Below are 24,896 nucleotides of genomic sequence, written 5' to 3'. Positions count from 1 at the left end.
AAAGAAACAAAATATACCTTACACCAGTGCTTAAAAGGGCTTCGATATTGCTGATGGATTGATCATGCCTATCGGGTCAGGGTTGTGTAAAAAAACACCATATTGACGAACTTGGCAATAAGCATTTGGTCAACGTTAGACCTCTATAAAATTACAGGAGTCTATACGGAACGTATGCGTATTCTTACTTTTTCTTTGAGCTTGGTTGCCGCGGTGAGCTATGCCGCAAAGCCTGAACCTTTTCCGATTACGCCAGATAATACTGGTGAGCATTTTATGGTAAGCGCAACCAATCCTTATGTGAGCAGTACTGGTTACAAGATATTGAAGCAAGGCGGTAACGCGGTTGATGCCATGGTGGCGATGCAGATGGTGATGTCGGTCGTTGAACCGGATATGACAGGTATCGGTGGCGGTACATTTGCTTTGTTTTACCAGCACGATAAGCAACAGTTTCTTGCGCTTGATGGTCGAGATGAAGCGCCTTCTAGTGCGAACCCGAATATGTTTGTAGAAAACGGAGAAGTACTCAGCCGCAATGACATTCTTGGCCCTCGTTCTATTGCCGTTCCGGGAACCTTACGATTGCTCTATTCCACACACGAGCAATACGGCAAGCTTGCGTGGTCTGAATTGATGAAGCCTGCAATTGAATTGGCAAGCGAAGGTTATGCTATGAACAGCTACACCTACGATATTGTCGTACGCGAGCAAGCGCGGTTGAGACAAGACCCTGAGATAAAAGCACTGTATTGGCAAGGTGATGAGATTAAGCCGACAGGCACGTTGATGAAGAACCCTAAGATGGTCGAAACGCTAAAACAGATCGCTCGACAAGGTGATGAATACCTCTATGGCGGTGAGTTTGGTAAGCACATCGTTGAGACAGTCAACAGCCGTATTGGCGACCGACATGAGAAGCTGTCTTTGTCGGACTTCAAAAACTACCAAGTTAAGCAACGTGACATCATTGAGACCGAGTATCGAGGTAATAAGGTTGTGTCATTTGGTTATCCGGCTTCTGGTGGAGTGATGGTCGCACAAAGCCTTAAGTTGCTTGAACCTTATGGTCTCTCTCAAATGGCGAAAACAGATGTTGAACCTTGGCGTTTGATGACGGAGGCAATGCGTGTTGCAAAAGCCGATCGCATCGCTTACGCCGGTGACCCTGATTATATAGAGACTCCGATTGAGCAACTGTTAGATAACGATTATCTCGATGAAAGACGAGAATTGATTCCTGATTATGGTGTGGCAAAAGATAGTCCTAAAGCTGGGCAGGTAACGCCAATGCAGTATGCGCAATACCAAGGCTTTGAGAGCAAAGATACCGGGCATATTTCCATCATTGATAAAGAGGGCAATGCCATTGCGATGACCAGTACCGTTGGGACTGGAATGGGAGCGGGTGTGATGGTCGATGGCGTGATTTTGAATGCGCAAATGGCAAACTTCTCTCCCATGCCAACAGTCGATGGTAAACCGACGCAAAATGCCATTGAGGCAGGTAAACGCCCGCGATCAGCCATCACGCCTTTAATGGTCATGGACAGCAGCAATGACTTACGTTTGGTTGTGGGCTCTCCTGGCAGTTCGCAAATCCCAGGTTATGTTTTAAAGACCCTTGTAGGGGTTCTCGACTGGAACTTGTCTGCGCAGGAGGCGATTGATCTACCGAATATTCAATACGGCACCAAGATTGACCGAACTAAGCCCTACGATCCGACTGGCTTGTTGGTGGAGAAGAAGACCTTTGCAGAAATGCTCGTTCCGGAGTTCATGGAATTAGGTTACCCAGTCCACGTAATACCTGTGGTGAGTGGGTTGAACGCGATTGAAGTTAAGGATGGCAAGATTTACGGCGCAACGGACAGACGACGAGCATCCAGTTCAATGGGTGAGTAACAAGGTATCTCGTTAAACGAAGCCAACAAAAAAGCCAGTCGAGTACGACTGGCTTTTCTTTATCCGTTTAGCTGAAAGCGATTATGCCCAACCTGCTGGTGATTTCTTTCTGCGTGGCATGATATGCGGAAGAATCAAACCAAACAGCAAACCAAGACCTGCAACACCACCACCGTAAGTGAAGTACTTAAGTAGCATGTCGTCTTTTTGGGTGTCTAGCTTAGCGCGAAGCTCACGGTTCTCTGTTTCTATAGAAGTCAGTTGGTCACTGATCTCTGAGTATTTCTTCTCAAGGTCAGAGATTTGCTGGTTACGCGTTTCTAGTGACGTCACTAGGCCCGCTTTCTCTGTGTCTGAGTTTTGACGAGCGTTCGCAAGTTGAGACTTCACTTCTTTCAGTTCTTTCTCAATGCGAGGCATACGAATTGCCATGCTCTCTTGGTTTGTGACGAACTTGCTTTGCACCCAACCAGTGCGGCCGCGGTCGTCTCGAATCTGTGTGTAACCTGTGTCTTTATTTGCTTGCAGCAGTTGTACTTTAGAGCCTGCGTTAACACTACCCATAATGCGGTAAGTGTTGTTTGGACCAGAGTGCATAAAAGTGAATAGGTCATCAGAAATATAACGGTCTGCCGCTAGTGCCGCTGGCGCTGCTAGCAAAGTAAACAAAACCGTGATGAATAGTTTTTTCACAATAAATCCCTTAACGATTTTCTTGGATACAGCTTTGGCACCGAATGATTGGAGCCGGAAATAGACGAATATTATGCAGTTTCAAACTTCGGTGCAACAAAGAAGGGAGGCAAAGCCTCCCTTTCTGTGCGTTTGAGTCAATAATGACAAAGCGCTTACAATCTATTGACGGTCTGTCTTACGAGAACATCGCTTGGATGCCGTAGAAGAATACGACTGCCAATAGTGCGCCTGCTGGTAGGGTAACGATCCATGAAGCAACGATGTTACGTACTACGCCTAGGTTTAGTGCTGCGATACCGCGAGCGAAACCAACACCTAGAACCGCACCAACCAGTGTCTGAGTCGTTGAAATAGGTAGACCAGTACCTGACGCTAGAACAACCGTACATGCTGTAGCAAGCTGCGCAGCAAAACCACGGCTTGGTGTTAGTTCAGTGATGCCTGTACCAACGGTTGCCATTACTTTGTGACCAAGTGTCGCAAGACCAACTACGATACCAAAACCACCTAGAGGAAGAATCCACCATGCGATGGTGCTCTTACCGGTGATTTCACCCATGTGCTCAACCGTTGAAACAACCGCAGACAGTGGACCGATCGCGTTCGCTACGTCGTTAGAACCGTGTGCAAATGCCATCGCACACGCAGTGATAACCATCAGTACAGAGAAGATACCTTCAACACCTGCGAAGCCGTGGTCTTCTTCACGGTTCGCGAATTTCTTCTGAATGTAGAAGTAACCGCCAGCCATTACTGCTGCTGAGATTACCGCTGCCCACATCCATGCTTCACCGTTACTTAGGTGAAGGCCAACGTGTTTCAGACCTTTTTTGATGGTTACAAGTGCAATCACCATTGTCGTGATGAACATGTAAACTGGAACGAAACGTTTTGCGTTGAATAGTGGGTTCTCAGTATCAAAAATCAGGCGTTGGGCACTGACAAAGATAACGTAAGCAAAGAAACCTGAGATAACCGGCGTAATAATCCAGCTACCAACAATGCCTTGAACACTTGCCCAGTCAACCGCTTCAGTACCTACAGACACACATGCGAAACCGATGATTGCACCGATGATCGAGTGAGTCGTAGAAACAGGCCAACCCATGTATGACGCAAGTAGTAGCCATGTGCCAGCCGCTAGAAGCGCAGACATCATGCCAAATACAAGAACATCAGGTTGATGTGCGAATAGAGAGGTTTCGATAACACCTTTACGGATCGTATCGGTAACTTCACCACCTGCAAGGTATGCACCCGCAAATTCAAAGATCATTGCGATAATGATCGCTTGTTTAACGGTTAGCGCTTTCGAGCCGACTGAGGTGCCCATTGCGTTCGCAACGTCATTCGCACCAATACCAATAGCCATCAAGAAACCGAAAGCTGCTGCAACAATAATCAGGACAGTGCCGTAGTTAGCGAGGATATCCATCGTAATACCTAGTTGTTTTATAACAAGCGGAGCAAAATTTTGCGCGCGTCAGCCCATAAGACGGTGAATCTCGTCATCGTCCATCTGACTTGCATTCGTAATGCTCTTCGTTATGTCGTTAACTTATGATTTAAGATCGAGATAGCATGACTTCCAAACGAGCACCTACGCGCTGCGCTTGGTCGGCAATACCACCTACCCATTCAAGAATCTTGTACAAGAACATGACGTCGATAGGGTTCATGTCAGGTTCAATCGCCATCAATTGTTGGCGTAATTCAATCTGCATGGCATCGGTGTCATCTTCGATAACATCTAGTTGATTAATCATTTCAGCAACTAGCGTTACTTCACGGCCTTTAAAGCCAGTTTCAAGAAGTTCATCAAGTTCATTGATCACTTTTTGCGCTTGGTCAGCCGCATCAAGACATCGTTGAACGTAAGCGAGGAAATTTGATTGGAGAGCCTCTGGAATGACAAGTTGACGGCCATATACACGGCCAGCAATGTCTTTTGCCAGGTTAGCAAGTTTGTCCTGTTGAGTCAGAAGCTCAAGCATGTCAGTACGATCGACTGGCATGAACAAACCGCGAGGCAGTTTTAGACGGATTTCACGTTTCAGAACGTCTGCTTCTTTCTCTAGGTGAGAAATTTGAGCGCGAATTTCTGCTGCTTTTTCCCAGTCACCCTTTGAAGACACTTCAAAGAACTTAACCAAGTGTGAACAACATTCGTTGACACAGACAACGTGGCGTTGCAAAGGCTTAATTGGGGACTTTGCAAATAACCCCATAATTGTATTTACTGGCATGGTCATTCAACCTAATAGCTATAACCTTAAAAAAACATACACCATTTCTTGGCGAAATGTTGAACGATGGCTATAAAGGCGCGCATGGTAACGCATTAAATCACTCTTTAAAACTGTTTTAGATCATCATTCCGGTGATATTTCTTTCTTGCCGTGTGAGAAATTAGGCAATATCCTGTTTCTATCTGCTTTGAAAGGTATAGCTATGGAAACCGAGATAGAACTGAAGTTTTTTGTTTCTCCTGAATTTTCAGAAACTTTAAGAGCAAAAATTTCTGAAACAAAGGTACTTCAGCACAGTTGTCGTGACTTGGGTAACACCTATTTTGATACCGCTGATAAATGGTTAAGGCAGCACGACATTGGTTTAAGAATTCGCCGTTTTGATGACGTTTTTGTCCAAACTGTAAAAACAGCAGGACGCGTTGTAGCGGGCCTTCATCAAAGACCAGAATACAATGCTGAGCACACCAGTAATGAGCCAGAACTCACGCTTCACCCTTCTGACATTTGGCCAGTAGGTAAAGACGTTGCGACGCTACAATCAGAACTGACCCCTCTATTTTCTACCAACTTCACTCGTGAACAGTGGCTGATTGGTATGCCTGATGGCAGTCAAATCGAAGTGGCTTTTGACCAAGGTGCTGTAATTGCTGTTGATACCGAAGGGGAAGAGAAACAAGATCCTATTTGCGAAGTTGAACTGGAATTGAAATCAGGTCAAACCGATGCACTGTTTACTCTTGCTCGTAGCCTGTGTGAAGCCGGCGGTATGCGCTTGGGTAACCTGAGCAAAGCCGCAAAAGGTTACCGCTTGGCGAGTGGCTATGCAGGGGATGAAGTAAAGCCTTTGTCTTTAGTCGATAGTAGTAAGACAGATACCGTAGAGTACTGCTTTATTAACTCGTTAGAGCATGCGCTTTCTCATTGGCATTACCATGAGCAAATTTTTACTGAAAGAGACAGTGTTGAGGCTCTGCGCGAAATTGGTAATTCAATTCGTTTTATTCGTCAGACTCTGACTATCTTTGGTGGTATGGTGCCGCGTCGCGCCAGTGCGATTTTACGCCAAGAACTAAAATGGTTGGAAGAAGAGCTAGAGTGGCTAGACGAGCACGCGCATTTAGAAGAGCTTTTAGATGATAAAGGTAATGTGTTACGTAAACTGGATGCTCGTAAGTTCTTAGTTTCTGAGTTGACGCAGCAACTAGAAGAGCTACCAGGCCGTGAAGAGACCCTTCAACTCCTCAGTTCGGCACGTTACACCGGTCTGCTATTGGATTTGAGCCGTTGGATTCTCACTCGTGGTTGGCAACCTTTCTTAGACGACAAAGCTCGTGAAAAAATGTCTGCGAATATCCAGCCGTTTTCTGTCACGCAATTGGATCGCACTTGGGCGGAGCTGATGGAAGCATTCCCAGCGGAGCGTCAGTTGTCAGGACAAGAATACGTTGATCAACGTTACCGTCTATTACGAAATCTCTATACGGGCATCGGCTTTGCGAGTTTGTACGATTCGGAAGAACGTAATAGTTTCCGACTGCCATGGGCTGATTTAGTGCATGGTATTGATGACTTGCTGATGTTGAACCATCTATTGCCATTGGTTGGTATGTTAGAAGGGGAAGAGCAAGAGCAACTGGAACGTTGGTTACATCGTCAAGAGCGTTCTATCTTGCACGCGATGGATCAGACGCGAGCCATCAGCGTGGAAGTTGAGCCCTACTGGCAAGAGTAAGATCAAACAATAAAAATAGGACCTTAGGGTCCTACTTTTTTGTCTGCTGCTTTTGTTCTTGAAGTTCTTCTTCAATCACTTGTAGCCGGTTCAAAATCTGCTCTTGTCTGTCTAGCACCTGCTTTAACAGCTTTTCTTTATTTTTTGAGCGATGATCTTGCTGTCTGGTTGGCGCAGTCAGAATCGATGTAATCAAACCAGAAATCATACCGAAGATACCGACACCACAGATGATGACCATTACAGCCAGCAGTTTGCCGCCTGTCGTCACCGGATAATGGTCACCATAACCAACTGTCGAAATGGTCACAAATGCCCACCACAATGCATCAGTTCCCGTTTGGATGTTTGCCTCTGGGCTTTGTCCTTCAATAAACAACATGGCACTGGAACCAAGAGTTATCAGAACCACCATTAGCAATAAGATAGAGGCTAGAGTGGTTTCTCGGCGGTTTTGCTTGAGCTGTAAAAGAATGAACTTTGAAGAGCGTAAGACCAAAATGACACGCAAGATATGAAACAGTCGAGCGAAGCGTAAAGGCTCAACCATTGGGATACTCGCCACAAAATCGATCCAGTGATGCTTAAGAAATGACCTGCGATCTGTGGCCCGGATCAAATCTATGGTGAGCTGTAATAGAAAAATACTACAGATTATAAAATCCAGACCGATAAGAACTTGACGGGTTTCGTTATCAAGCGGGAAAAACAACAGGCCAGAGATCACAAATAGTGCCATAAAGGACAATATTAGTGATAGCAGCCCCATCGGTTTGGTGCTGTCTTTGATATCATGGTTTTTCATACGAAGCTCGAAATAAATCGCGCAGGCAACGTTAAGTGCGCGCATAACTATAAGTAAGACTATATAAGACTCGGTGGAGAACTGACAATGGAAAAGCTGGCATTTAAGCCGTGGGAAAGGGTGATATCCGACATCAAGCTCGTTCCGAAAATGGTCATGTTGATGGTATTTAGCACCATCCTAATTGTGGCGAAGCAACTGTGGGACGCGAGCACATTCTACGATTCATTACTAGCGGCAACTCAGAACGAACAAGTTGCCCAGCAGCATTATGAAGCGTATCTCACTCAAGTTGCTTGGCAAACGGCGATCTTAATTGTGGTGTTTGTGGTACTACTGCTGGCCGCTGCGCGCGTGATGTTGCGTCAGACGCAATACCTTAATGAAGCCATCAAATTAATGGCAAGTAAGAACCTTTCTGTTCCTTTTGGAATGGATTGTAAAGACGAATACGGCGATGTGGCTCGTGAACTTGAGACCACTCGTCGCCAACTGCATGATGTCATTCAAATGCAGATCAACTCTTCGGAAGAGCTTTCTACCCTCACAGAGGTGATGACATTGAGCATGTCCGAGACGAAAGAGTCAGCACAAGAAGAGTTTAATGAAATCGACCAGCTTGCGACGGCCATGAGCGAGATGTCTTCAACCGTACAAACTGTAGCTGAACATGCGCAAACTGCGTCAACTTTAACCGAGCAAGCTTCAACTCAAGCGGTGACTGGCCAGCAGTTCTTGCAAAAAACCGTGTCTAAAATGAGTGAACTCTCTTCCGATATCGCGTCTTCTGCAAGTGCCGTTAACCAAGTAGAAGAACGCGTAGAAGCGATTGGTAGTGTAGTAGGGACCATTCAAGGCATCTCAGAACAAACTAACTTACTGGCATTGAACGCAGCGATTGAAGCGGCGCGTGCAGGTGAAGCAGGTCGAGGCTTTGCTGTGGTTGCGGATGAGGTTCGTAACCTTGCCCAGCGTACACAACAAGCGACCGTCGAAATTCAAGAAATGATCACACAGCTTCAATCGAGTGCTGAATCTGCCGTCGAATTGATGGAAAAGAGCGTGGTTGAAGCAGCAGAAGGGGTTGAGTTAGTGTCCAATGCAGGCTCTGAACTGGATGGCATCGTTGGTCAAGTGACACAAATCAACGACATGAACTTCCAGATTGCGACGGCTTCAGGCCAACAAAGTAGCGTCGCAGAAGAAATGAGCCAAAACCTCACTAACGTTCGTGAGTTGGTGGAAGCATCTGTTGTTGTTGTGACGGAGTTGCTGGAAACGTCTGAAATGATGCAAAGTAATGCCGAAGAGTTAGATGAGAAGATTAAATCCTTCCAAGTCTAAGTCTGACAAGCTTTGATAAAACGCCCACAAACCTTTTGTGGGCGTTTTTATTTGTGCTAACTCTGGTATAAATAAGTGATAACACCTAATCACAGTGCTTTTCAAACAAGGAAGAAAAATGCAGCTGCCTTCGTCACTGATTTCTGTCGCGGATTCTGCGGTACAAAATGCGGAACAAGCGGGATACGTTCAACAATGGCCAACCGAGCTCGCTGAGCAATTTCGTTTTGTGTCTGGGTTAAGTAAGTTCATTACCGAAGCGATTCATCGTGATGAGAAACTCGCGCAAGATTTACCTAGCATGCTGGCAGAAAGCAGTCGACAACAAACCTATCGTGTAAGCCTCGCAAAGCTCTTGGCGGAATGCCAAGATGAAATGGCTGGACACCGTGTACTGCGCCAATTTCGCAACCGTGAAATGGTTTACATTGCGTGGAAAGACTTCACCCACACTTGGACGCTAGAAGAGTCACTTAGTCACTTATCACAGTTGGCAGAAGCGATGATCTTCGAGACCTACCAATGGCAATATAAGATTTGTTGCAATGAGTGGGGAACCCCAACCAATGCCGAAGGCGAAGCGCAACCTATGCTGATCATCGGTATGGGTAAGTTGGGTGGTGGCGAGCTGAACTTTTCTTCCGATATCGACTTGATCTTCACCTATCCAGAAAATGGTGAGACCCAAGGTGCACGTCGTAGTATTGCCAATGCACAGTTCTTTACCCGTTTGGGCCAACGCATCATTAAAGCGCTCGACCAACAAACCTTTGATGGTTTCTGTTACCGCGTTGACATGCGTCTACGTCCGTTTGGTGAAAGTGGTCCCTTGGTCATGAGCTACGCAGCTCTCGAAGATTATTATCAAGAGCAAGGGCGCGATTGGGAACGTTACGCGATGATCAAAGCACGCGTCATGGGCAGCGAAATGTATCCGCAATACCAAGAATTGCGCCAGATGCTGCGCCCATTTGTGTTCCGCCGTTATATCGACTTCAGTGCGATTCAATCTCTGCGTCGAATGAAATCGATGATCAGCAGTGAAGTACGTCGCCGTGGTTTGAGTAACAACATTAAATTAGGCGCTGGTGGCATTCGTGAAATTGAGTTTATTGCTCAAGTATTCCAGTTAATTCGTGGTGGTCGAGAGCCTTCTCTGCGAGGTCGTGGTTTACTAGAAACCTTGAATGCTATTGGTGAATTAGGCCAGTTGACCCCATCAGAAGTCGAGAATTTAGAAACGGCCTATAAATACTTACGTAAGCTGGAAAACTTACTGCAAGCGATGGCCGATAAACAAACCCAAACCTTGCCTGATTGCGATGATGAACGCCTAAAACTGGCCATTGCGATGCGATTTGATGCTTGGGATGATTTGATGGCTCAAACTCAACAGCATATGGCTAACGTACATAAGGTGTTTGAGAACTTAATTGGTGATGACGAAGAGGACGAGACGGAAACCATCGCACGTCATTTCCATGAACTTTGGGACATGGCGACCAAGCAAGATGTGCTTGAACATGTGTTGCAAGAAGACATCAAAACGGAGAACTCGGAAGCGCTTGCTAAAACCATCATGCAGTTTAAGGCAGACTTAGCGAAAAAAACGCTTGGCCCGCGTGGGCGTGAAGTCTTAACTAAGTTAATGCCGAAAGTCTTCGATGCGGTGTTCGCCCATCCTGATGCACAGTTTGGTCTGCCACGAGTTCTGCATTTGCTGCATAACATTTGCACGCGCACTACGTATTTAGAATTGCTGGATGAGCACCCAGCAGCATTGGTGCAATTGGTGCGTCTGTGCACTGCAAGTCCGATGATTTCCGAGCAGCTATCGCGTTACCCAATACTGCTTGATGAGCTGATCGACCCTCAGCACCTGTATAACCCAATCCCACTCGACAGCTACCGAACGGAGCTGCGCGACTTCCTTGCTCGTATTCCAGAGGATGATATGGAACAGCAAATGGAGGCGTTGCGTCAGTTCAAGCAGATTTGCATCCTCCGCATTGCTGCTGCAGATATTGCTGGTGTGTTACCAGTGATGAAAGTAAGTGACCACTTAACGTACTTAGCTGAAGCCATCGTAGAAGCCGTAGTGAACCAAGCTTGGCTACAAGTGTCGGAAAAGTATGGTGAACCAACACACGTGAAAGATCGTGAAGGTAAAGGTTTTGCTGTGATTGGTTATGGGAAAGTCGGTGGTTGGGAATTGGGCTACAACTCAGATCTCGACATCGTGTTTATGCACGATTGTCCGGTGAATGTGTATACCGATGGTAAGAAAGAAATCGATGGTCGTCAGTTTTACCTTCGTTTGGCACAACGCATCATTCATATTTTCTCGACCCGCACTGCATCAGGCATTCTGTACGAAGTGGATACTCGCTTACGTCCTTCAGGCGCATCAGGATTACTGGTAAGCCCGACCGATGCATTTGACGATTATCAACATCAAGATGCGTGGACTTGGGAACATCAGGCGTTAGTACGTGCTCGCATGATTTATGGTGATGAACCATTAGCGGTAGCTTTCCATAACACGCGCCATGATGTGCTGTGTAAATCGCGTGACCAAGATACGCTGAAGAAGCAGGTGGTCGATATGCGGGAAAAAATGCGTGATCACCTTGGCGGGAAAAAGTCTGAGCGCTTTATGCTTAAGCAAGATAAGGGAGGTATTACCGACATTGAATTCCTCGCTCAATACCTTGTGCTCAACTACAGTCACAGTAAGCCTAAACTAATACGTTGGTGCGATAACGTAAGAATTTTTGAAACCTTGATTGCTCAGGGTGTCATGGAAGAAAATCAAGCGATGCAGTTAACTCGCGCATACACATCGATGCGTGATGAGATTCATCGCCGTAACTTACTTAATTTGGATGCTGATGTGGCGGAAGATAAGTTTGTTGCGGAGCGCGAGTGGGTGAAGCAAGCATGGAATCAATGGTTTGCCTAAGCAGAAGTCATGTGCAAGGTTCAGCCTAGAAAAAGGCTGTGTTAAACTCACCACGATTTAATTTTTGGAGACCAATAATGAAACCAATTCTACCTGATTACAACAGCGCTGGTGTGCTTATCATCGGCGATGTCATGCTAGATCGTTACTGGTATGGCCCGACTGGACGTATTTCTCCTGAAGCGCCAGTACCTGTTGTGAAAGTAGAAAACAATGAAGAGCGTCCGGGTGGTGCTGCGAACGTAGCAATGAATATTGCTTCACTTGGCGGTCACGCTCACATTGTTGGTCTAACGGGTATAGATGAGCCAGCGAAAGTGCTGACTGAAACCCTGAACTCGCTAAAAGTAAAATGCGACTTTGTGGCGCTTCCTGAATACCCAACGATTACCAAACTGCGTGTCATGAGCCGTGGTCAACAGTTGATTCGTTTGGATTTTGAAGACAAGTTCGAGAACACAGATGCAGAGCCTGTATTGTCTCGCATGGAAGCCGCGCTACCAAGCGTGAAAGCGGTCATCATGTCTGACTACGCAAAAGGTTCGCTTGAGCATGTACAGGCGTACATCCAAAAAGCACGCGCAGCAAACATTCCCGTATTTATTGACCCTAAAGGGGCGGATTTCGAACGCTACCGTGGTGCAACCCTTCTGACTCCAAACATGAAAGAGTTTGAAGACGTTGTGGGCAAAGTGAAATCTGACCAAGAGTTAGTAGAAAAAGCGCTAGCTTTAGTTGAAGAGTTCGAATTTGAAGCTCTGTTGGTGACACGCAGCGAAAACGGCATGACATTGATTCGCCGTGGTGCAGAGCCATTCCACCTACCGACACAAGCGAAAGAAGTGTATGACGTAACGGGTGCGGGCGATACGGTTATTTCTGTATTAGCAGCATCGGTAGCCGCTGGTAAATCGTTTGAAGAAGCTTGTGCACTAGCAAACGCAGCCGCAGGTGTTGTGGTTGGTAAATTAGGTACATCAACACTATCTGAGATTGAATTGGCTGAAGCTATTCACGGCAGTCAAGATACAGACTACGGTGTGATTTCAGAGCAAGCGCTGATTGACGCCGTGAAGAAAGCACGTGCAAAAGGCGAGAAGGTGGTGATGACCAATGGTTGTTTCGACATTCTACACGCAGGTCATGTTTCTTACCTAAATCATGCTGCTGAGTTAGGTGACCGCCTAATCGTTGCAGTGAATACTGATGACTCAGTGAAACGCTTGAAAGGCCCAGGTCGTCCAGTGAACCCAACTGATCGTCGTATGGCAGTCTTGGCGGGTCTTGGCGCGGTTGATTGGGTTGTACCGTTCAGTGAAGACACACCACAGCGTTTGATCTCAGAAGTGCTGCCTAGCTTATTGGTGAAAGGTGGTGATTACAAACCAGAAGAGATCGCGGGTGGTAAAGAAGTGATCGCTGCAGGCGGTGAAGTTCGTGTACTGAACTTTGAAGATGGTTGTTCAACCAGCGAGATCATCAACGCTATCAAAGGTGGTAAGGGTTAATACCTTGCTCGCCAAACTGATTACTACAAACTGATTGTTAAAGGTCGCTTTCAAGCGGCCTTTGTTGTTTTTAGAGGAGTGAATCTAACCACAAACGCATTCCAGTCCTCCCCCTTTTCAAGGGGGAGTTAGAGGGGGTTAATGCTCGGTCTGATTGAAAACCAGTGTCGTCAATTAGATCGAGAAGCAACCCCTCCCTAACCCTCCCCTTTGAAAGGGGAGGGGATCTAAAGCGCACTTGGCTTGGTTACTTACCCCAACAAAAAAAACGCCAGTTGAAAATCAACTGGCGTTTTGCGTGTTACTTAGACGTTTATTTTGCTGGCTTAAGGCCCGCGTCTACATCTAGGATATCTTGCTCACTTAGCGTACCAACTGCTTGGCGTAGCTGAAGACCTGCAAGAATGTAGTTGTAACGTGCATCTGAGAGGTTTTTGTTTGCATCGTACAGACGACGAGTTGCGTCTAGCACGTCAACGATAGTACGAGTACCAACATCGAAACCAGCTTCTGTTGCTTCAAGTGCAGACTGTGCAGAAACCACAGATTGTTCGTACGCTTTTAGCGCGCCGATAGAGGCGTTAATGTTGTTGTTTTGTGCACGCACTTCTTTCACAACACTACGGTATTCAGCTTCAAGGTTTTCACTTGCCGCTACATAGTTGTATTCTGCTTGTTTCACTTCAGATGTCGTACGACCACCAGTGTATAGCGGCACTGCTAGGTTCACGCCTACGTTAAAGCCATCGGTTGTGTTGTCAGCTGTACTTTCTGCTGTGTCAGAGTAGTTGTAACCACCGTCTAGCGATAGTGTCGGTAGGTGACCAGAGCTTGCTAGCGAGATGTTATCACGAGCAATATCTTGTGAGATACGCGCTGACAGTAGGCTCAGGTTGGTTGTTTTTGCTTCTTCAACTAATGTTTCAGCTGGTGTGCTTGGACGGCTCGCCGAGAAACGAGCAGTATCAAGAACATTTAGGTTTTTGTGTTCTTGGCCTGTGATTTCACGTAGTGACTCGTAGCTGTTGATCAGATCGTTTTCTGCTAGAACTTCGTCCGCCAATACTGCGTCAAACTGTGCCTGTGCGTCGTGTACGTCAGTAATTGCTGATAGGCCGACTTCAAAACGTTGTTTCGTTTGCTCTAGTTGGCGACCAACCGCAGCTTTCTCTGCACGAACAAACACAAGGTTGTCTTGCGCACGTAGTACTTCAAAGTAAGCTTGAGAAACGCGAAGGATCAAACCTTGTTGCGTTGCTGCATAAGTCGCATCCGATTGACGTGCTGTTTTCTCAGCAGTATCTAGAGTGATCCAAGACGCGCGGTTGTACAGCTCTTGTGTAAAGCCAACACCGGCGGATAGAACATTTTGGTCGTTGCTACGATCTCTTACTGTTGCGCTATTCTGGTCGTAGTCAGTATCACCACGAGCAATGTCATAACCAGCGGTTAAGTTGATTTGTGGTAGTAGGGCACTGCGGCTAGAGTTGATTGCTTCAAAAGCTTGATCACGCTGCGCTGCTACACTGAGCAATTGTGGGTCATTTTGTTTTGCTAAGTCATAAATTTCAGCAAGGGAGTCTGCCCATGCTGCTGTGCTCATACTGCCTAGCGCTGCACTGATAAATAGTGGAAGCAGTTTTTTCATTTTCCATTCCCGCGGTCAATAGATTGGTTAATTCTCAGTAGTTTAACTTAATTTGGACGATATTTACTCTAAACTTTGCACTTTTTTACACGTAATTATCCACCTGTGCAATAAATTTTTGAGAAAGGCTTAAAATAATTTATAACTATTGTACAAAAAGTTGAGCCAAGTCCTTTGAGCAAGCGAATAACAATGAGTAAACTACAAGATTCACTCAGAGAGGTGTTGAATGCAACAGTGTGACAAGCAACAAAATGATTTTACTCCCCAAGATGTGGAAATAATCTCAAAGGAAACTGTGTTTAAAGGTTTCTTTAAAATGGTGAAATACCGTTTTAAGCATAGGTTATTTGCTGGTGGTTGGAGTGGGATTGTCGAACGAGAAATGTTCGAACGTGGTCATGCTGCTGCCATGCTCCCGTATGATCCTGTGACTGATCAAGTTGTGATCATTGAACAGATCCGAGTTGGGGCATTGGAACATTCATCTCCTTGGCAATTCGAAATTGTTGCAGGAATGATAGACCGTGATGAGTCCGCTGAAGAAGTGATTCGTCGAGAAGCAGAAGAGGAAGCAGGGATCCAAGTGGGACGTGTCACTTCGGTTACTTCTTATTACCCTTCTTCTGGTGGGTGCTCGGAAAAATTAGATGTGTTCATTGGAGAAGTGGATGCAACTAAAGCGCATGGCATTCATGGTTTAGACTATGAGAATGAAGATATTCGTGTTCATGTACTGAGTCGCGAAACTGCGTATCAATGGGTGAAGGATGGAAAATTCGAAAATGGTGCTTCGATCATTGCATTGCAATGGTTACAACTTAACCATCAAGAATTGAAATCACAATGGGGAGTTTCCCCAATCGGTGGAGAATAAGTAATGGCACAAGTAGCGGTAAAACAGCGATACCATGTCGACTTAGCGGGTCTGATGAGAACTTATGAGACCAACTACGCTAAGCTCAATGCTTTGCTGCCTGCTTCTGCCGAAGTTGGTGATATTCGTTGTTATCAAGCAGCGAACATGGTTTACCAACTGACCGTGAATGAAATCACAAAATACACCACAGTTGTTGAGATATGTCAGAGTGATGAGATGCCGGTGTTTCCTTTACCGACGATGTCTGTCAGGCTTTATCACGATGCAAGAGTTGCTGAAGTATGCTCAAGCGGAGAGTTCTCTCGCATCAAAGCTAAATATGATTATCCCAACGACCAGTTGATGCAGAAAGATGAAAAACATCAACTTAATACGTTCCTTGGTGAATGGCTGACGTTCTGTTTACGAAGTGGCATTAGTCGATCGCCACTTGCCTTCAATTGATTGTCACGTCACTAAGGGAAAATAACAAAAAATTAAATAGTGGACGAATCAGGTTTTCATTTTGCAATCATCTAGTGACAGCATAAAGCTTATACAAATCACGGATACTCATCTGTTTGCTGCAGATGAGGGCAGTTTGCTGAGCGTAAGAACCGCCGACAGCTTTGAAGCCGTGGTGAAAGAAGTTCTTCATCGTCAAGTGCAGTTTGAATACATCTTGGCGACGGGTGATATTTCACAAGATCACAGTGCCGAGTCTTACCAGCGTTTTGCCGAGGGTATTGCACCGTTGGAGAAAGCGTGTTTTTGGTTGCCTGGCAATCACGACTTCAAACCAAACATGGGGACGGTTCTACCATCACCTCAAATTCAATCTGTTGAGCACCTTTTGCTAGGTGAACATTGGCAGTTGATCTTGCTAGATTCACAAGTTGTGGGCGTGCCTCATGGGCGTTTAAGTGATCAGCAACTTTCCCTATTAGAAGAAAAGTTATCTGACTACCCAGACCGACACACACTTGTGTTATTGCACCATCACCCGTTGTTAGTTGGTAGTGCTTGGCTTGACCAGCATACACTGAAGGATGCTGAAGCATTTTGGCAAGTTGTAGACCGTTTTGAGAACGTAAAGGGCATTTTATGTGGTCATGTGCACCAAGACATGAATGTTCTTTATAATGGTATTCGAGTGATGGCAACGCCTTCAACCTGTGTGCAGTTTAAGCCGAACTCCGATGACTTTGCGTTAGACACAGAGTGCCCAGGGTGGCGAGAATTAGAACTTCACCCGAGTGGTGACATTTCTACTGAGGTTAATCGCCTGACGGATGGGCAGTTTCAGCCAGACTTTACCTCAAACGGCTACTAACCAAATATCACGCCCGAACTTTATGTTCGGGCTTACTTTTTCTTCTGTGAGGCTTTTATGAGCAAACCGGCGCTACTACTGTATATCCATGGTTTTAACAGTTCGCCACTTTCAATGAAGGCGAATTTGATGAAAGAGTACTGTGAACAGCAGCGCCCAGACATTAAAGTTGTTGTGCCTCAATTGCCATGCTTTCCACAGCTTGCCGCTCAATGTCTATTAGACATTGTTGAGCAATATAAAGATGACTATAACATTGGTTTAGTGGGCAGCTCTCTGGGGGGCTACATGTCTACGTGGTTGAACGCGCAATTTGGTTTTCGTGCGGTCGTGGTTAACCCTGCGGTGAAGCCTTATGAGCTGTTGGTTGACTATTTGGGTGAGCAAACTAACCCATACACGCACGAAACCTATACACTTGAAGCTTGTCATATTGACGAGCTGAAAGCTCTTGATGTAAAAAGCATCGCGTCGCCTCAATCCTTCTGGCTGTTACAGCAAACAGAAGATGAGGTTCTGGATTATCGCCAAGCGGTAGAGAAATTTACCGATGCTAAGAAAACCGTAGAAGAAGGCGGTGATCACAGTTTTATTGGCTTTGAGCGTTATCCTGCTCAAATCATTAAATTCTTAAATTTGTGATTTCTAGAGCGATTGGAATAGGCTCATAGTTTTTATTGATATATCCAACCGTTTCTTGACATAGCGGGTATGCTTTCCGACTATGTTTTGCCGAAAAGATCTTAGGGGTGTAAATCCCTGACTACTTTGTTATGCATGACCGACCAATGAGAAGGGTGCTGACGGGGTAGCTTTTTCGTTTCTCGAGTATCGCTCACCCATCGGTGAGGCTCGGGTTACAAGTAAACTTTGAGAACAATTCCGTATTATGACTGAACAATATAATGCTGGTGCCATTGAAGTACTGAATGGTCTAGAACCAGTACGTCGCCGACCAGGGATGTATACGGATACAGCGCGCCCAAACCACTTGGGCCAAGAAGTTATCGATAACAGTGTCGATGAAGCGCTAGCCGGACATGCCTCAAAAGTACAAGTCATCCTACATGCTGACCAATCACTAGAAGTGATCGATGATGGTCGAGGCATGCCTGTTGATATCCACCCAGAAGAGAAGGTTTCAGGTGTTGAACTGATCCTATGTAAGCTTCACGCGGGTGGTAAGTTTTCCAATAAAAACTACCAATTCTCTGGTGGTCTACACGGTGTAGGTATCTCAGTAGTAAACGCACTGTCCAAGCGTGTTGAAGTGACCGTACGTCGTGATGGCCAAGTGTATGAGATTGCTTTTGAGCACGGCGATAAAGTTTCTGACCTAACGGTAGTCGGCACATGTGGTCGTCGTAACCGTGGTACCAGTGTGCATTTCTGGCCAGATGCTAAGTACTTTGATTCTGCAAACTTCTCAGTAACTCGTCTGGTGAATAACCTGCGTGCGAAAGCGGTACTTTGCCCGGGTCTAGAGATTACTTTTACAGATAAAGTAAACAACAAAGACTATAAGTGGTTCTACGAAGATGGCTTGAAAGACTATCTAGCGGAAGGTGTTAAAGGTTATACCGTCCTGCCAGAAGAACCATTTACAGGTGAATTCTCAGCCGAAACAGAAGCAGCAAATTGGGCCGTGATCTGGCAGCCAGAAGGCGGTGAGATGATCACCGAGAGTTACGTGAACCTTATCCCAACGGCACAAGGTGGTACACACGTAAACGGCCTTCGCCAAGGTTTGCTCGACGCCATGCGTGAGTTCTGTGAATTCCGTAACTTGTTGCCTCGTGGCGTAAAACTAACTGGCGATGACGTCTTCGACCGTTGTTCATACGTCCTGTCGGTTAAGATTCAAGATCCACAGTTTGCCGGTCAGACCAAAGAGCGTTTGTCTTCTCGTCAAACCGCTGCGTTTGTATCTGGCGTAGTGAAAGATTCATTCAGCCTTTGGTTGAACGAAAAGCCACAACTTGCAGAGCAACTTGCCGAAGTTTGTATCGCGAACGCGCATCGTCGTATGCGTGCGAGCAAAAAGGTTGTACGTAAGAAGGTAGCATCTGGCCCTGCACTGCCTGGTAAGTTAACGGATTGTTCAGTACAAGACTTAAACCGCACAGAAATCTTCTTTGTAGAGGGTGACTCGGCGGGCGGTTCTGCCAAACAAGCTCGTGATCGTGAGTTCCAAGCGGTGATGCCACTGCGTGGTAAGATCTTAAACACATGGGAAGTCTCCGCAGACCAAGTTCTGGCTTCTCAAGAAGTTCACGACATCTCGGTAGCTTTGGGTATCGACCCTGACAGCGACAACCTAGACAGCCTTCGCTACGGTAAGATCTGTATCCTTGCCGATGCGGACTCGGATGGTCTTCACATCGCAACTCTTCTATGTGCTCTGTTTACTCGTCACTTCCGTGCACTGGTTGAAGCTGGTCACATCTACGTTGCGATGCCGCCTCTGTATCGTATCGACTGCGGCAAAGAAGTTTTCTATGCCCTAGATGACGACGAAAAAGATGGCGTACTTGAGCGCTTGTCGAAGAAGAAAGCCAAAATCAACGTGCAACGATTCAAAGGTCTGGGTGAGATGAACCCACTTCAGTTGCGCGAAACAACCATGGATCCAAATACGCGACGTCTGGTTCAGTTAACCATCGATGATTCTGCGGCGACCATGGAAATGATGGACATGTTGCTTGGTAAAAAACGAGCAGATGACCGTCGCACTTGGCTACAAAGCAATGGCGATATGGCAGAGGTTTAACGGATGTCTACAGAAATTACTTATGATGGCGTTGAACAGTTGCCAATGCGCAAGTTCACTGAAGACGCTTATCTGAACTACTCGATGTACGTAATCATGGATCGCGCATTGCCATACATTGGCGATGGTCTAAAACCGGTTCAACGACGCATCATTTACGCAATGTCAGAGCTTGGTCTTTCGGCATCAGCGAAATACAAAAAATCAGCACGTACCGTTGGTGACGTACTGGGTAAATACCATCCGCACGGTGACTCTGCATGTTACGAAGCGATGGTACTCATGGCACAGCCATTCTCTTACCGTTACCCATTGGTAGATGGTCAGGGTAACTGGGGGGCGCCAGATGACCCGAAATCATTCGCTGCAATGCGTTATACCGAAGCAAAACTGTCCAAGTTTGCTGAAGTTCTACTAGGCGAGTTAGGTCAAGGCACGGTTGAATGGCAACCAAACTTTGATGGCACGATGAAAGAGCCACAAATGTTGCCTGCGCGTCTGCCTCATATCCTGCTAAACGGTGTAACTGGTATCGCGGTTGGTATGGCGACGGATATTCCGCCTCACAACGTTCGTGAAGTGGCAGATGCAACCATCCACTTAATCGACAACCCGAAAGCAGAACTGCCGGATGTGATGCAGTTTGTGAAAGGTCCAGATTACCCAACGGAAGCTGAAATTACTTCACCACAAGCGGATATCGAGAAGATTTATCGTAACGGTCGCGGTAGCATCAAGATGCGTGCGGTATGGCACAAAGAAGGTTCTGATATCGTCATTACTTCTCTGCCACACCAAGTATCGGGTGCGAAGTTACTAGAACAAATCGCGAACCAAATGCGCGCGAAGAAGCTACCAATGGTAGACGACCTTCGTGACGAATCGGATCACGAGAACCCAACGCGTATCGTCGTTGTACCTAAGTCAAACCGCGTTGATTGCGATTTGTTGATGAATCACTTATTCGCTTCAACGGATCTTGAGCGCAGCTTCCGCGTTAACTTGAACATGATCGGTCTCGATAACCGTCCTCAAGTGAAAGGTCTGGTACAAATTCTGTCTGAGTGGATTGAGTTCCGTCGTACTACTGTGCGTCGTCGTCTACAACATCGCCTAGACAAAGTGATGGCTCGTTTACACATCTTGGAAGGTTTGTTAGTAGCTTACCTAAATCTAGATGAAGTGATTGAGATCATTCGTACTGAAGACGATCCAAAAGCGGTCTTGATGGAACGCTTTGGTATTACTGATATCCAAGCGGATGCGATTCTAGATACTAAACTTCGTCATCTAGCAAAACTAGAAGAGATGAAGATCCGTGGTGAACAAGACGAGCTAGAAAAAGAGCGCGAGAAGCTAGAACAACTGCTTGGTTCTGAGCGTCGTCTGAACACACTACTGAAGAAAGAGATTAAAGCGGACGCAGAGAAATACGGTGATGACCGTCGCTCTCCACTGGTTGAGCGTGCAGAAGCAAAAGCGTTGACTGAGCGTGACCTAGTACCAAGTGAGCCAATCACAGTGGTGCTTTCAGAGAAAGGCTGGATTCGCCATGCGAAAGGCCACGATGTTGATGCAGAAGGCTTAAGCTATAAATCTGGTGATAACTACCTTGCGCATGCTCGCGGTAAGAGCAACCAACAAGCGGTGTTCTTCGGTAGCGATGGCCGAAGCTACTCATTAGAGTCACACTCACTACCATCAGCGCGAAGCCAAGGTGAGCCGATTACTGGCCGCCTGAACATCACGGCTGGTAGCAGTATTCGCCAAGTGATCATGGGTGAAGATGAGCAGCTATGGCTGGTGGGTTCTGATGCGGGCTATGGCTTTGTATGTAAAGGCTCAGAGCTACTATCGAAGAACCGCAGTGGTAAGGCACTCGTGACACTTCCTGCTAACTCTGAAGTGATGACGCCGAAGACGATTGCGGATCTGGATTCGGATGAAATCTTAGCGATCACCAACCAAGGTCGTATGCTGTTGTTCCCGATTAAAGACCTGCCGCAATTGGCGAAAGGTAAGGGTAACAAGATCATCAACATTCCAGCGGCGAAAGCTAAAGAGCGCGAAGAGGTTCTGTCTCACTTGATTGCATTGCCACAAGGTGCTTCTCTGACGCTGTATGCCGGTAAGCGCAAGTTGGGCTTGAAACCAGCGGACTTAGAAAACTTCCGTGGTGAACGTGGCCGCCGAGGTAGTTTATTGCCGAGAGGCTTGCAGCGCGTAACGCGTATTGAAGTGGATATGGGGGGAGCCTCAGACACTTCAGAAGAGCCAAGTGATAGCGAGTAACACACAAACAAAAATCCCAGCCAATGGCTGGGATTTTTTTATGCTTCTTGTTTGTCTTCGGCGATGGTGACTTTTACGTTCATCTCTTTACCCTTGCGGATAATCCCAACGTCGACTGACGTTCCTGGTCGCAAGTCAGTGACAATGTCCATCACGCTTTGTCGCCCTTGAACTTTGGTGCCATTGATACTGATGATGATGTCTTGTTTCTCAAAGCCAGCAGCACTTGCAGGGCCATTTGGATCAATGCCAAGTACGACAATGCCACCAATGTGTTCATTGCCCAATAGACGAGCGGTTACGGCGTTAATATCTTGGCCATCAATACCGATATAGCCACGGATTACACGGCCATCTGCGATGATCTTCTGCATGATCTTGTTGGCGAGCGGTGCCGGAATGGCAAACGAGATACCGTAGGTTTCAAGGTCTGTCGCTTGTTGGAATGACGCGGTATTGATACCGACCAGTTCACCTTGAGTATTCACCAATGCACCTCCGGAGTTACCCTCGTTGATTGCTGCATCGGTCTGAATAAAGGCTTGTCGACCATCACTGATTGATGAACGACCTGTCGCAGAGATAATGCCGAATGTTGTGGTTTGTCCCAAGTTGTAAGGGTTACCAATAGCCAGTACAACATCGCCCACCTGAGGTTTATATTCAGAGTTCAGAGGGATAACCGGTAGGTTAGAGCCTTCGACACGCAAAATCGCGATATCTGTGCGTTTGTCAGTACCCACCAACTGTGCGGCTGCCACTCGGCCATCTTGAAGTGCGACAACAATTTGGTCTGCTTGCGCCACTACATGATAGTTCGTGATGATGTAGCCTTTCTCACTTACGATCACGCCGGAACCCAAGCCTTGTGTAGAAAGCTTGCTGCGGTCGTTTTCAACGTATTTGCGGCTGTAGATATTTACTACGGCAGGTGCGGCTTTTCTCACGGCTTGATTAAAAGACACTTCAAGTGAGGCGATATTACTCGGTTGTGTATCAACGAGGGCGTCAGGAATGACATTGCTACGCAAAGAAGGGACAGCGAGCAACACTATGACGGCAGTTGCTAAGCCTAAAAAGACAGAACGTAACAAAAAGCTAAGCATAACCTCTCCATGATTGGGCGCCCGATTGGGATAGAAAAGAGAAGGATAGCACTACATTGAAAAATAACAAAAGGGCAAGACGTGATTGCCTTGCCCTTTTAAAAAACCATGACATACAAGGTAAAGTATAGGAGTGTTCTCGAATAAAACGGAGAAGCACTCATCGCTCTTGTTGATGGATTATCGAATAACTAAGTAAACCGTGCGGTCTCCACGTTGAACATTGATTGCTAACACGCCTTTGTGCTTCTCAACTATGGCGCGTAGCTCCGCTAAGTTCTTCACGCGTTTGCGGTTCACACCAATGATGATATCGTCTTGCTCAAGTTGGTACTGTGCTGCAGGTGAGTTCTCGACCACGCTGGTCACCTTGACCCCTTGAATCTTATCGTTTGGTGTCGTGTTACTTAACTCGGCACCTTTTAAGCCCTCATGCAACGTTTCAGCCTTCGCTTTGATATTGGTAGACTCGCCTAAAGTGACATCAAAACTCTTGCTCTTACCGTCACGAATCACACCAAGTTCAATTTTTTTGCCAGCACCTAGCGTTGCAACTTTGGCGCGAAGTTCAGAGAAGGTATCAATCGATTTACCATTGACGGAAACAATCACGTCTCCGGCTTTCAAGCCTGCTTTATCAGCGGCACTGTCTGGGACCACTTGACTAACAAAAGCGCCTTTGCTTGACTCGTAACCTAGTGCTTCTGCCAATTCTGAAGTGACTTCACCACCCTGAACGCCCAACATACCGCGTTTCACTTCACCAAACTCTAGGATTTGATCCGTTAGGTTTTGCATCATGTTGGATGGAATGGCAAAGCCGATACCAACATTACCGCCATTTGGGCCTAGGATTGCGGTATTAATACCAATCAGTTCGCCATTGAGGTTCACTAATGCGCCGCCAGAGTTACCGCTATTGATAGCCGCATCGGTTTGAATGAAGTTCTCAAAGTTCTCCACGTTTAAGCCGCTTCGGCCAAGTGCAGAAACAATACCAGAAGTGACCGTTTGTCCTAGACCAAATGGGTTACCAATTGCCACGGTAAAATCACCCACACGCAATGCGTCTGAATCTGCCACTTTAATTTGAGTCAGGTCTTTCGCCTTTTCTAATTTAAGCAAGGCAATGTCCGACATTTCGTCACCGCCAACCAATTCTGCGTCGTACTCTCTACCATCGTAAAGGCGAACTCTAATATCATCTGCGCCTTTTATTACGTGGTAGTTTGTTACTATCTGACCTTTCTTCGCGTCAATGATCACGCCTGAGCCCAACCCTCGGAATGGACGTTCGCGAGTTTGTTCTGTTGGAAATTCAGGGCCAAAGAAAAACTGAAACTGTTCTGGAATACGGCTGGTTTGCACCTGTTTACCCTCTACCGCAATGCTGACGACCGCAGGGGTCACTTTTTCTAGCATGGGTGCAAGGCTTGGTAATTGCTCACCATCAACACTTAAAGGAAGTGCTGCCGTAGCTGAGATTGGGGTGATGATTGAACTTAAGCTTAAAGATAGAACGGTTAACGCAAGCAACGGTTTTTTCATCCAATAACTCCTCTTGAAACCAGTCTGCCAAAAAGAAATATCCTAACCATTATGTGTTTAAGTATTGGTCGGGATAATCGAAACGGGGTGGCAGGTCACTGCAAGTTAGAGATGAGTTGCTTAAGAAAAGTTCAAA

At 46.4% G+C, this 24,896-nt stretch carries 18 protein-coding genes; 11 read left to right on the top strand and 7 right to left on the bottom strand.

All coding sequences use genetic code 11. The annotated features are described in order from the left end of the window. Nucleotides 1-174: 174 nt before the first annotated feature. Entirely contained in the window at nucleotides 175-1,905 is a 1,731-nt protein-coding gene (gene ggt / locus C1S74_RS08895; protein ID WP_045400414.1) for a gamma-glutamyltransferase, read from the top strand. An 81-nt stretch (nucleotides 1,906-1,986) separates the two neighbouring features. Here the strand turns inward: ggt and C1S74_RS08890 are convergent, their stop codons facing one another. From C1S74_RS08890 to C1S74_RS08880, 3 genes are all read right to left on the bottom strand, one after another. Then, on the bottom strand, nucleotides 1,987-2,598 hold the full coding sequence (locus C1S74_RS08890; RefSeq protein ID WP_045400412.1) for a TIGR04211 family SH3 domain-containing protein: 612 nt from the start codon (nucleotides 2,596-2,598) through the stop codon (nucleotides 1,987-1,989). Between the two features lie 178 nt (nucleotides 2,599-2,776). After that, complete coding sequence (locus C1S74_RS08885) at nucleotides 2,777-4,036, bottom strand: inorganic phosphate transporter (protein ID WP_038866198.1); 1,260 nt, start codon at nucleotides 4,034-4,036, stop codon at nucleotides 2,777-2,779. A 130-nt stretch (nucleotides 4,037-4,166) separates the two neighbouring features. Then, nucleotides 4,167-4,847 carry a TIGR00153 family protein gene (locus tag C1S74_RS08880; RefSeq protein WP_038866436.1) on the bottom strand — a complete coding sequence of 227 codons (681 nt, stop codon included), beginning with the start codon at nucleotides 4,845-4,847 and terminating at the stop codon, nucleotides 4,167-4,169. Nucleotides 4,848-5,052: 205 nt separating this feature from the next. Here C1S74_RS08880 and C1S74_RS08875 point away from each other — a divergent pair, with 205 nt between their 5' ends. Continuing rightward, nucleotides 5,053-6,585, top strand: a complete 1,533-nt coding sequence (locus C1S74_RS08875; RefSeq protein WP_045400409.1) for a CYTH and CHAD domain-containing protein — start codon at nucleotides 5,053-5,055, stop codon at nucleotides 6,583-6,585. Between the two features lie 31 nt (nucleotides 6,586-6,616). Here the strand turns inward: C1S74_RS08875 and C1S74_RS08870 are convergent, their stop codons facing one another. Further along, a complete protein-coding gene (locus C1S74_RS08870; RefSeq protein ID WP_045400406.1) occupies nucleotides 6,617-7,435 on the bottom strand; it encodes a potassium channel family protein in 819 nt (272 codons plus the stop codon). A 42-nt stretch (nucleotides 7,436-7,477) separates the two neighbouring features. On the opposite strand from C1S74_RS08870, the gene C1S74_RS08865 reads away from it, so the two are divergent. The 3 genes from C1S74_RS08865 to hldE all read left to right on the top strand — a co-directional run bounded on the left by C1S74_RS08865 (nucleotide 7,478) and on the right by hldE (nucleotide 13,204). Beyond that, the gene (locus C1S74_RS08865; protein ID WP_038866204.1) at nucleotides 7,478-8,734 is read left to right on the top strand and encodes a methyl-accepting chemotaxis protein; all 1,257 of its coding nucleotides are present in this window, start codon (nucleotides 7,478-7,480) and stop codon (nucleotides 8,732-8,734) included. A 118-nt stretch (nucleotides 8,735-8,852) separates the two neighbouring features. Then, nucleotides 8,853-11,696 (top strand): bifunctional [glutamate--ammonia ligase]-adenylyl-L-tyrosine phosphorylase/[glutamate--ammonia-ligase] adenylyltransferase, encoded by a 2,844-nt coding sequence (gene glnE / locus C1S74_RS08860; RefSeq protein WP_045400403.1) that lies wholly within the window; start codon nucleotides 8,853-8,855, stop codon nucleotides 11,694-11,696. Nucleotides 11,697-11,773: 77 nt separating this feature from the next. Continuing rightward, entirely contained in the window at nucleotides 11,774-13,204 is a 1,431-nt protein-coding gene (gene hldE / locus C1S74_RS08855) for a bifunctional D-glycero-beta-D-manno-heptose-7-phosphate kinase/D-glycero-beta-D-manno-heptose 1-phosphate adenylyltransferase HldE (RefSeq protein WP_045400401.1), read from the top strand. Between the two features lie 313 nt (nucleotides 13,205-13,517). Here the strand turns inward: hldE and tolC are convergent, their stop codons facing one another. After that, nucleotides 13,518-14,852 carry an outer membrane channel protein TolC gene (gene tolC / locus C1S74_RS08850; protein WP_045400399.1) on the bottom strand — a complete coding sequence of 445 codons (1,335 nt, stop codon included), beginning with the start codon at nucleotides 14,850-14,852 and terminating at the stop codon, nucleotides 13,518-13,520. A gap of 229 nt (nucleotides 14,853-15,081) precedes the next feature. On the opposite strand from tolC, the gene nudF reads away from it, so the two are divergent. From nudF to parC, 6 genes are all read left to right on the top strand, one after another. Beyond that, on the top strand, nucleotides 15,082-15,729 hold the full coding sequence (nudF, locus tag C1S74_RS08845; RefSeq protein WP_038866210.1) for an ADP-ribose diphosphatase: 648 nt from the start codon (nucleotides 15,082-15,084) through the stop codon (nucleotides 15,727-15,729). Nucleotides 15,730-15,732: 3 nt separating this feature from the next. Then, the gene (locus C1S74_RS08840; protein ID WP_038878249.1) at nucleotides 15,733-16,176 is read left to right on the top strand and encodes a DUF1249 family protein; all 444 of its coding nucleotides are present in this window, start codon (nucleotides 15,733-15,735) and stop codon (nucleotides 16,174-16,176) included. A 61-nt stretch (nucleotides 16,177-16,237) separates the two neighbouring features. Next, the gene (cpdA, locus tag C1S74_RS08835; RefSeq protein WP_038866216.1) at nucleotides 16,238-17,044 is read left to right on the top strand and encodes a 3',5'-cyclic-AMP phosphodiesterase; all 807 of its coding nucleotides are present in this window, start codon (nucleotides 16,238-16,240) and stop codon (nucleotides 17,042-17,044) included. Between the two features lie 57 nt (nucleotides 17,045-17,101). Further along, a complete protein-coding gene (yqiA, locus tag C1S74_RS08830; protein ID WP_045400396.1) occupies nucleotides 17,102-17,686 on the top strand; it encodes an esterase YqiA in 585 nt (194 codons plus the stop codon). A gap of 247 nt (nucleotides 17,687-17,933) precedes the next feature. Further along, nucleotides 17,934-19,814, top strand: coding sequence for a DNA topoisomerase IV subunit B (parE, locus tag C1S74_RS08825; RefSeq protein ID WP_038866219.1), 1,881 nt, complete (start codon nucleotides 17,934-17,936; stop codon nucleotides 19,812-19,814). A gap of 3 nt (nucleotides 19,815-19,817) precedes the next feature. After that, the gene (parC, locus tag C1S74_RS08820; protein ID WP_045400393.1) at nucleotides 19,818-22,106 is read left to right on the top strand and encodes a DNA topoisomerase IV subunit A; all 2,289 of its coding nucleotides are present in this window, start codon (nucleotides 19,818-19,820) and stop codon (nucleotides 22,104-22,106) included. A 38-nt stretch (nucleotides 22,107-22,144) separates the two neighbouring features. Here parC and degS read toward each other — a convergent pair whose 3' ends face one another. Continuing rightward, nucleotides 22,145-23,212: an outer membrane-stress sensor serine endopeptidase DegS gene (gene degS / locus C1S74_RS08815; RefSeq protein WP_038866223.1), complete on the bottom strand. Its 1,068-nt coding sequence runs from the start codon at nucleotides 23,210-23,212 to the stop codon at nucleotides 22,145-22,147. Between the two features lie 180 nt (nucleotides 23,213-23,392). Next, entirely contained in the window at nucleotides 23,393-24,760 is a 1,368-nt protein-coding gene (locus C1S74_RS08810) for a Do family serine endopeptidase (protein WP_038866225.1), read from the bottom strand. Nucleotides 24,761-24,896: the final 136 nt, after the last annotated feature.

The organism is Vibrio hyugaensis, assembly GCF_002906655.1.
Lineage (GTDB): Bacteria > Pseudomonadota > Gammaproteobacteria > Enterobacterales > Vibrionaceae > Vibrio > Vibrio hyugaensis.
The sequence above is the reverse complement of the archived record's forward strand: the minus strand, read 5'-3'. Positions and strand labels throughout refer to the sequence as shown.

Excerpts from the sequence above, each read along its gene's own strand:
- ggt (WP_045400414.1), top strand. The coding sequence starts at position 175 with ATGCGTATTCTTACTTTTTCTTTGAGCTTGGTTGCCGCGGTGAGCTAT.
- C1S74_RS08885 (WP_038866198.1), bottom strand. The coding sequence starts at position 4,036 with ATGGATATCCTCGCTAACTACGGCACTGTCCTGATTATTGTTGCAGCA.
- C1S74_RS08880 (WP_038866436.1), bottom strand. The coding sequence starts at position 4,847 with ATGCCAGTAAATACAATTATGGGGTTATTTGCAAAGTCCCCAATTAAG.
- C1S74_RS08875 (WP_045400409.1), top strand. The coding sequence starts at position 5,053 with ATGGAAACCGAGATAGAACTGAAGTTTTTTGTTTCTCCTGAATTTTCA.
- C1S74_RS08870 (WP_045400406.1), bottom strand. The coding sequence starts at position 7,435 with ATGCGCGCACTTAACGTTGCCTGCGCGATTTATTTCGAGCTTCGTATG.
- C1S74_RS08865 (WP_038866204.1), top strand. The coding sequence starts at position 7,478 with ATGGAAAAGCTGGCATTTAAGCCGTGGGAAAGGGTGATATCCGACATC.
- glnE (WP_045400403.1), top strand. The coding sequence starts at position 8,853 with ATGCAGCTGCCTTCGTCACTGATTTCTGTCGCGGATTCTGCGGTACAA.
- hldE (WP_045400401.1), top strand. The coding sequence starts at position 11,774 with ATGAAACCAATTCTACCTGATTACAACAGCGCTGGTGTGCTTATCATC.
- tolC (WP_045400399.1), bottom strand. The coding sequence starts at position 14,852 with ATGAAAAAACTGCTTCCACTATTTATCAGTGCAGCGCTAGGCAGTATG.
- nudF (WP_038866210.1), top strand. The coding sequence starts at position 15,082 with ATGCAACAGTGTGACAAGCAACAAAATGATTTTACTCCCCAAGATGTG.
- C1S74_RS08840 (WP_038878249.1), top strand. The coding sequence starts at position 15,733 with ATGGCACAAGTAGCGGTAAAACAGCGATACCATGTCGACTTAGCGGGT.
- yqiA (WP_045400396.1), top strand. The coding sequence starts at position 17,102 with ATGAGCAAACCGGCGCTACTACTGTATATCCATGGTTTTAACAGTTCG.
- parE (WP_038866219.1), top strand. The coding sequence starts at position 17,934 with ATGACTGAACAATATAATGCTGGTGCCATTGAAGTACTGAATGGTCTA.
- parC (WP_045400393.1), top strand. The coding sequence starts at position 19,818 with ATGTCTACAGAAATTACTTATGATGGCGTTGAACAGTTGCCAATGCGC.
- degS (WP_038866223.1), bottom strand. The coding sequence starts at position 23,212 with ATGCTTAGCTTTTTGTTACGTTCTGTCTTTTTAGGCTTAGCAACTGCC.
- C1S74_RS08810 (WP_038866225.1), bottom strand. The coding sequence starts at position 24,760 with ATGAAAAAACCGTTGCTTGCGTTAACCGTTCTATCTTTAAGCTTAAGT.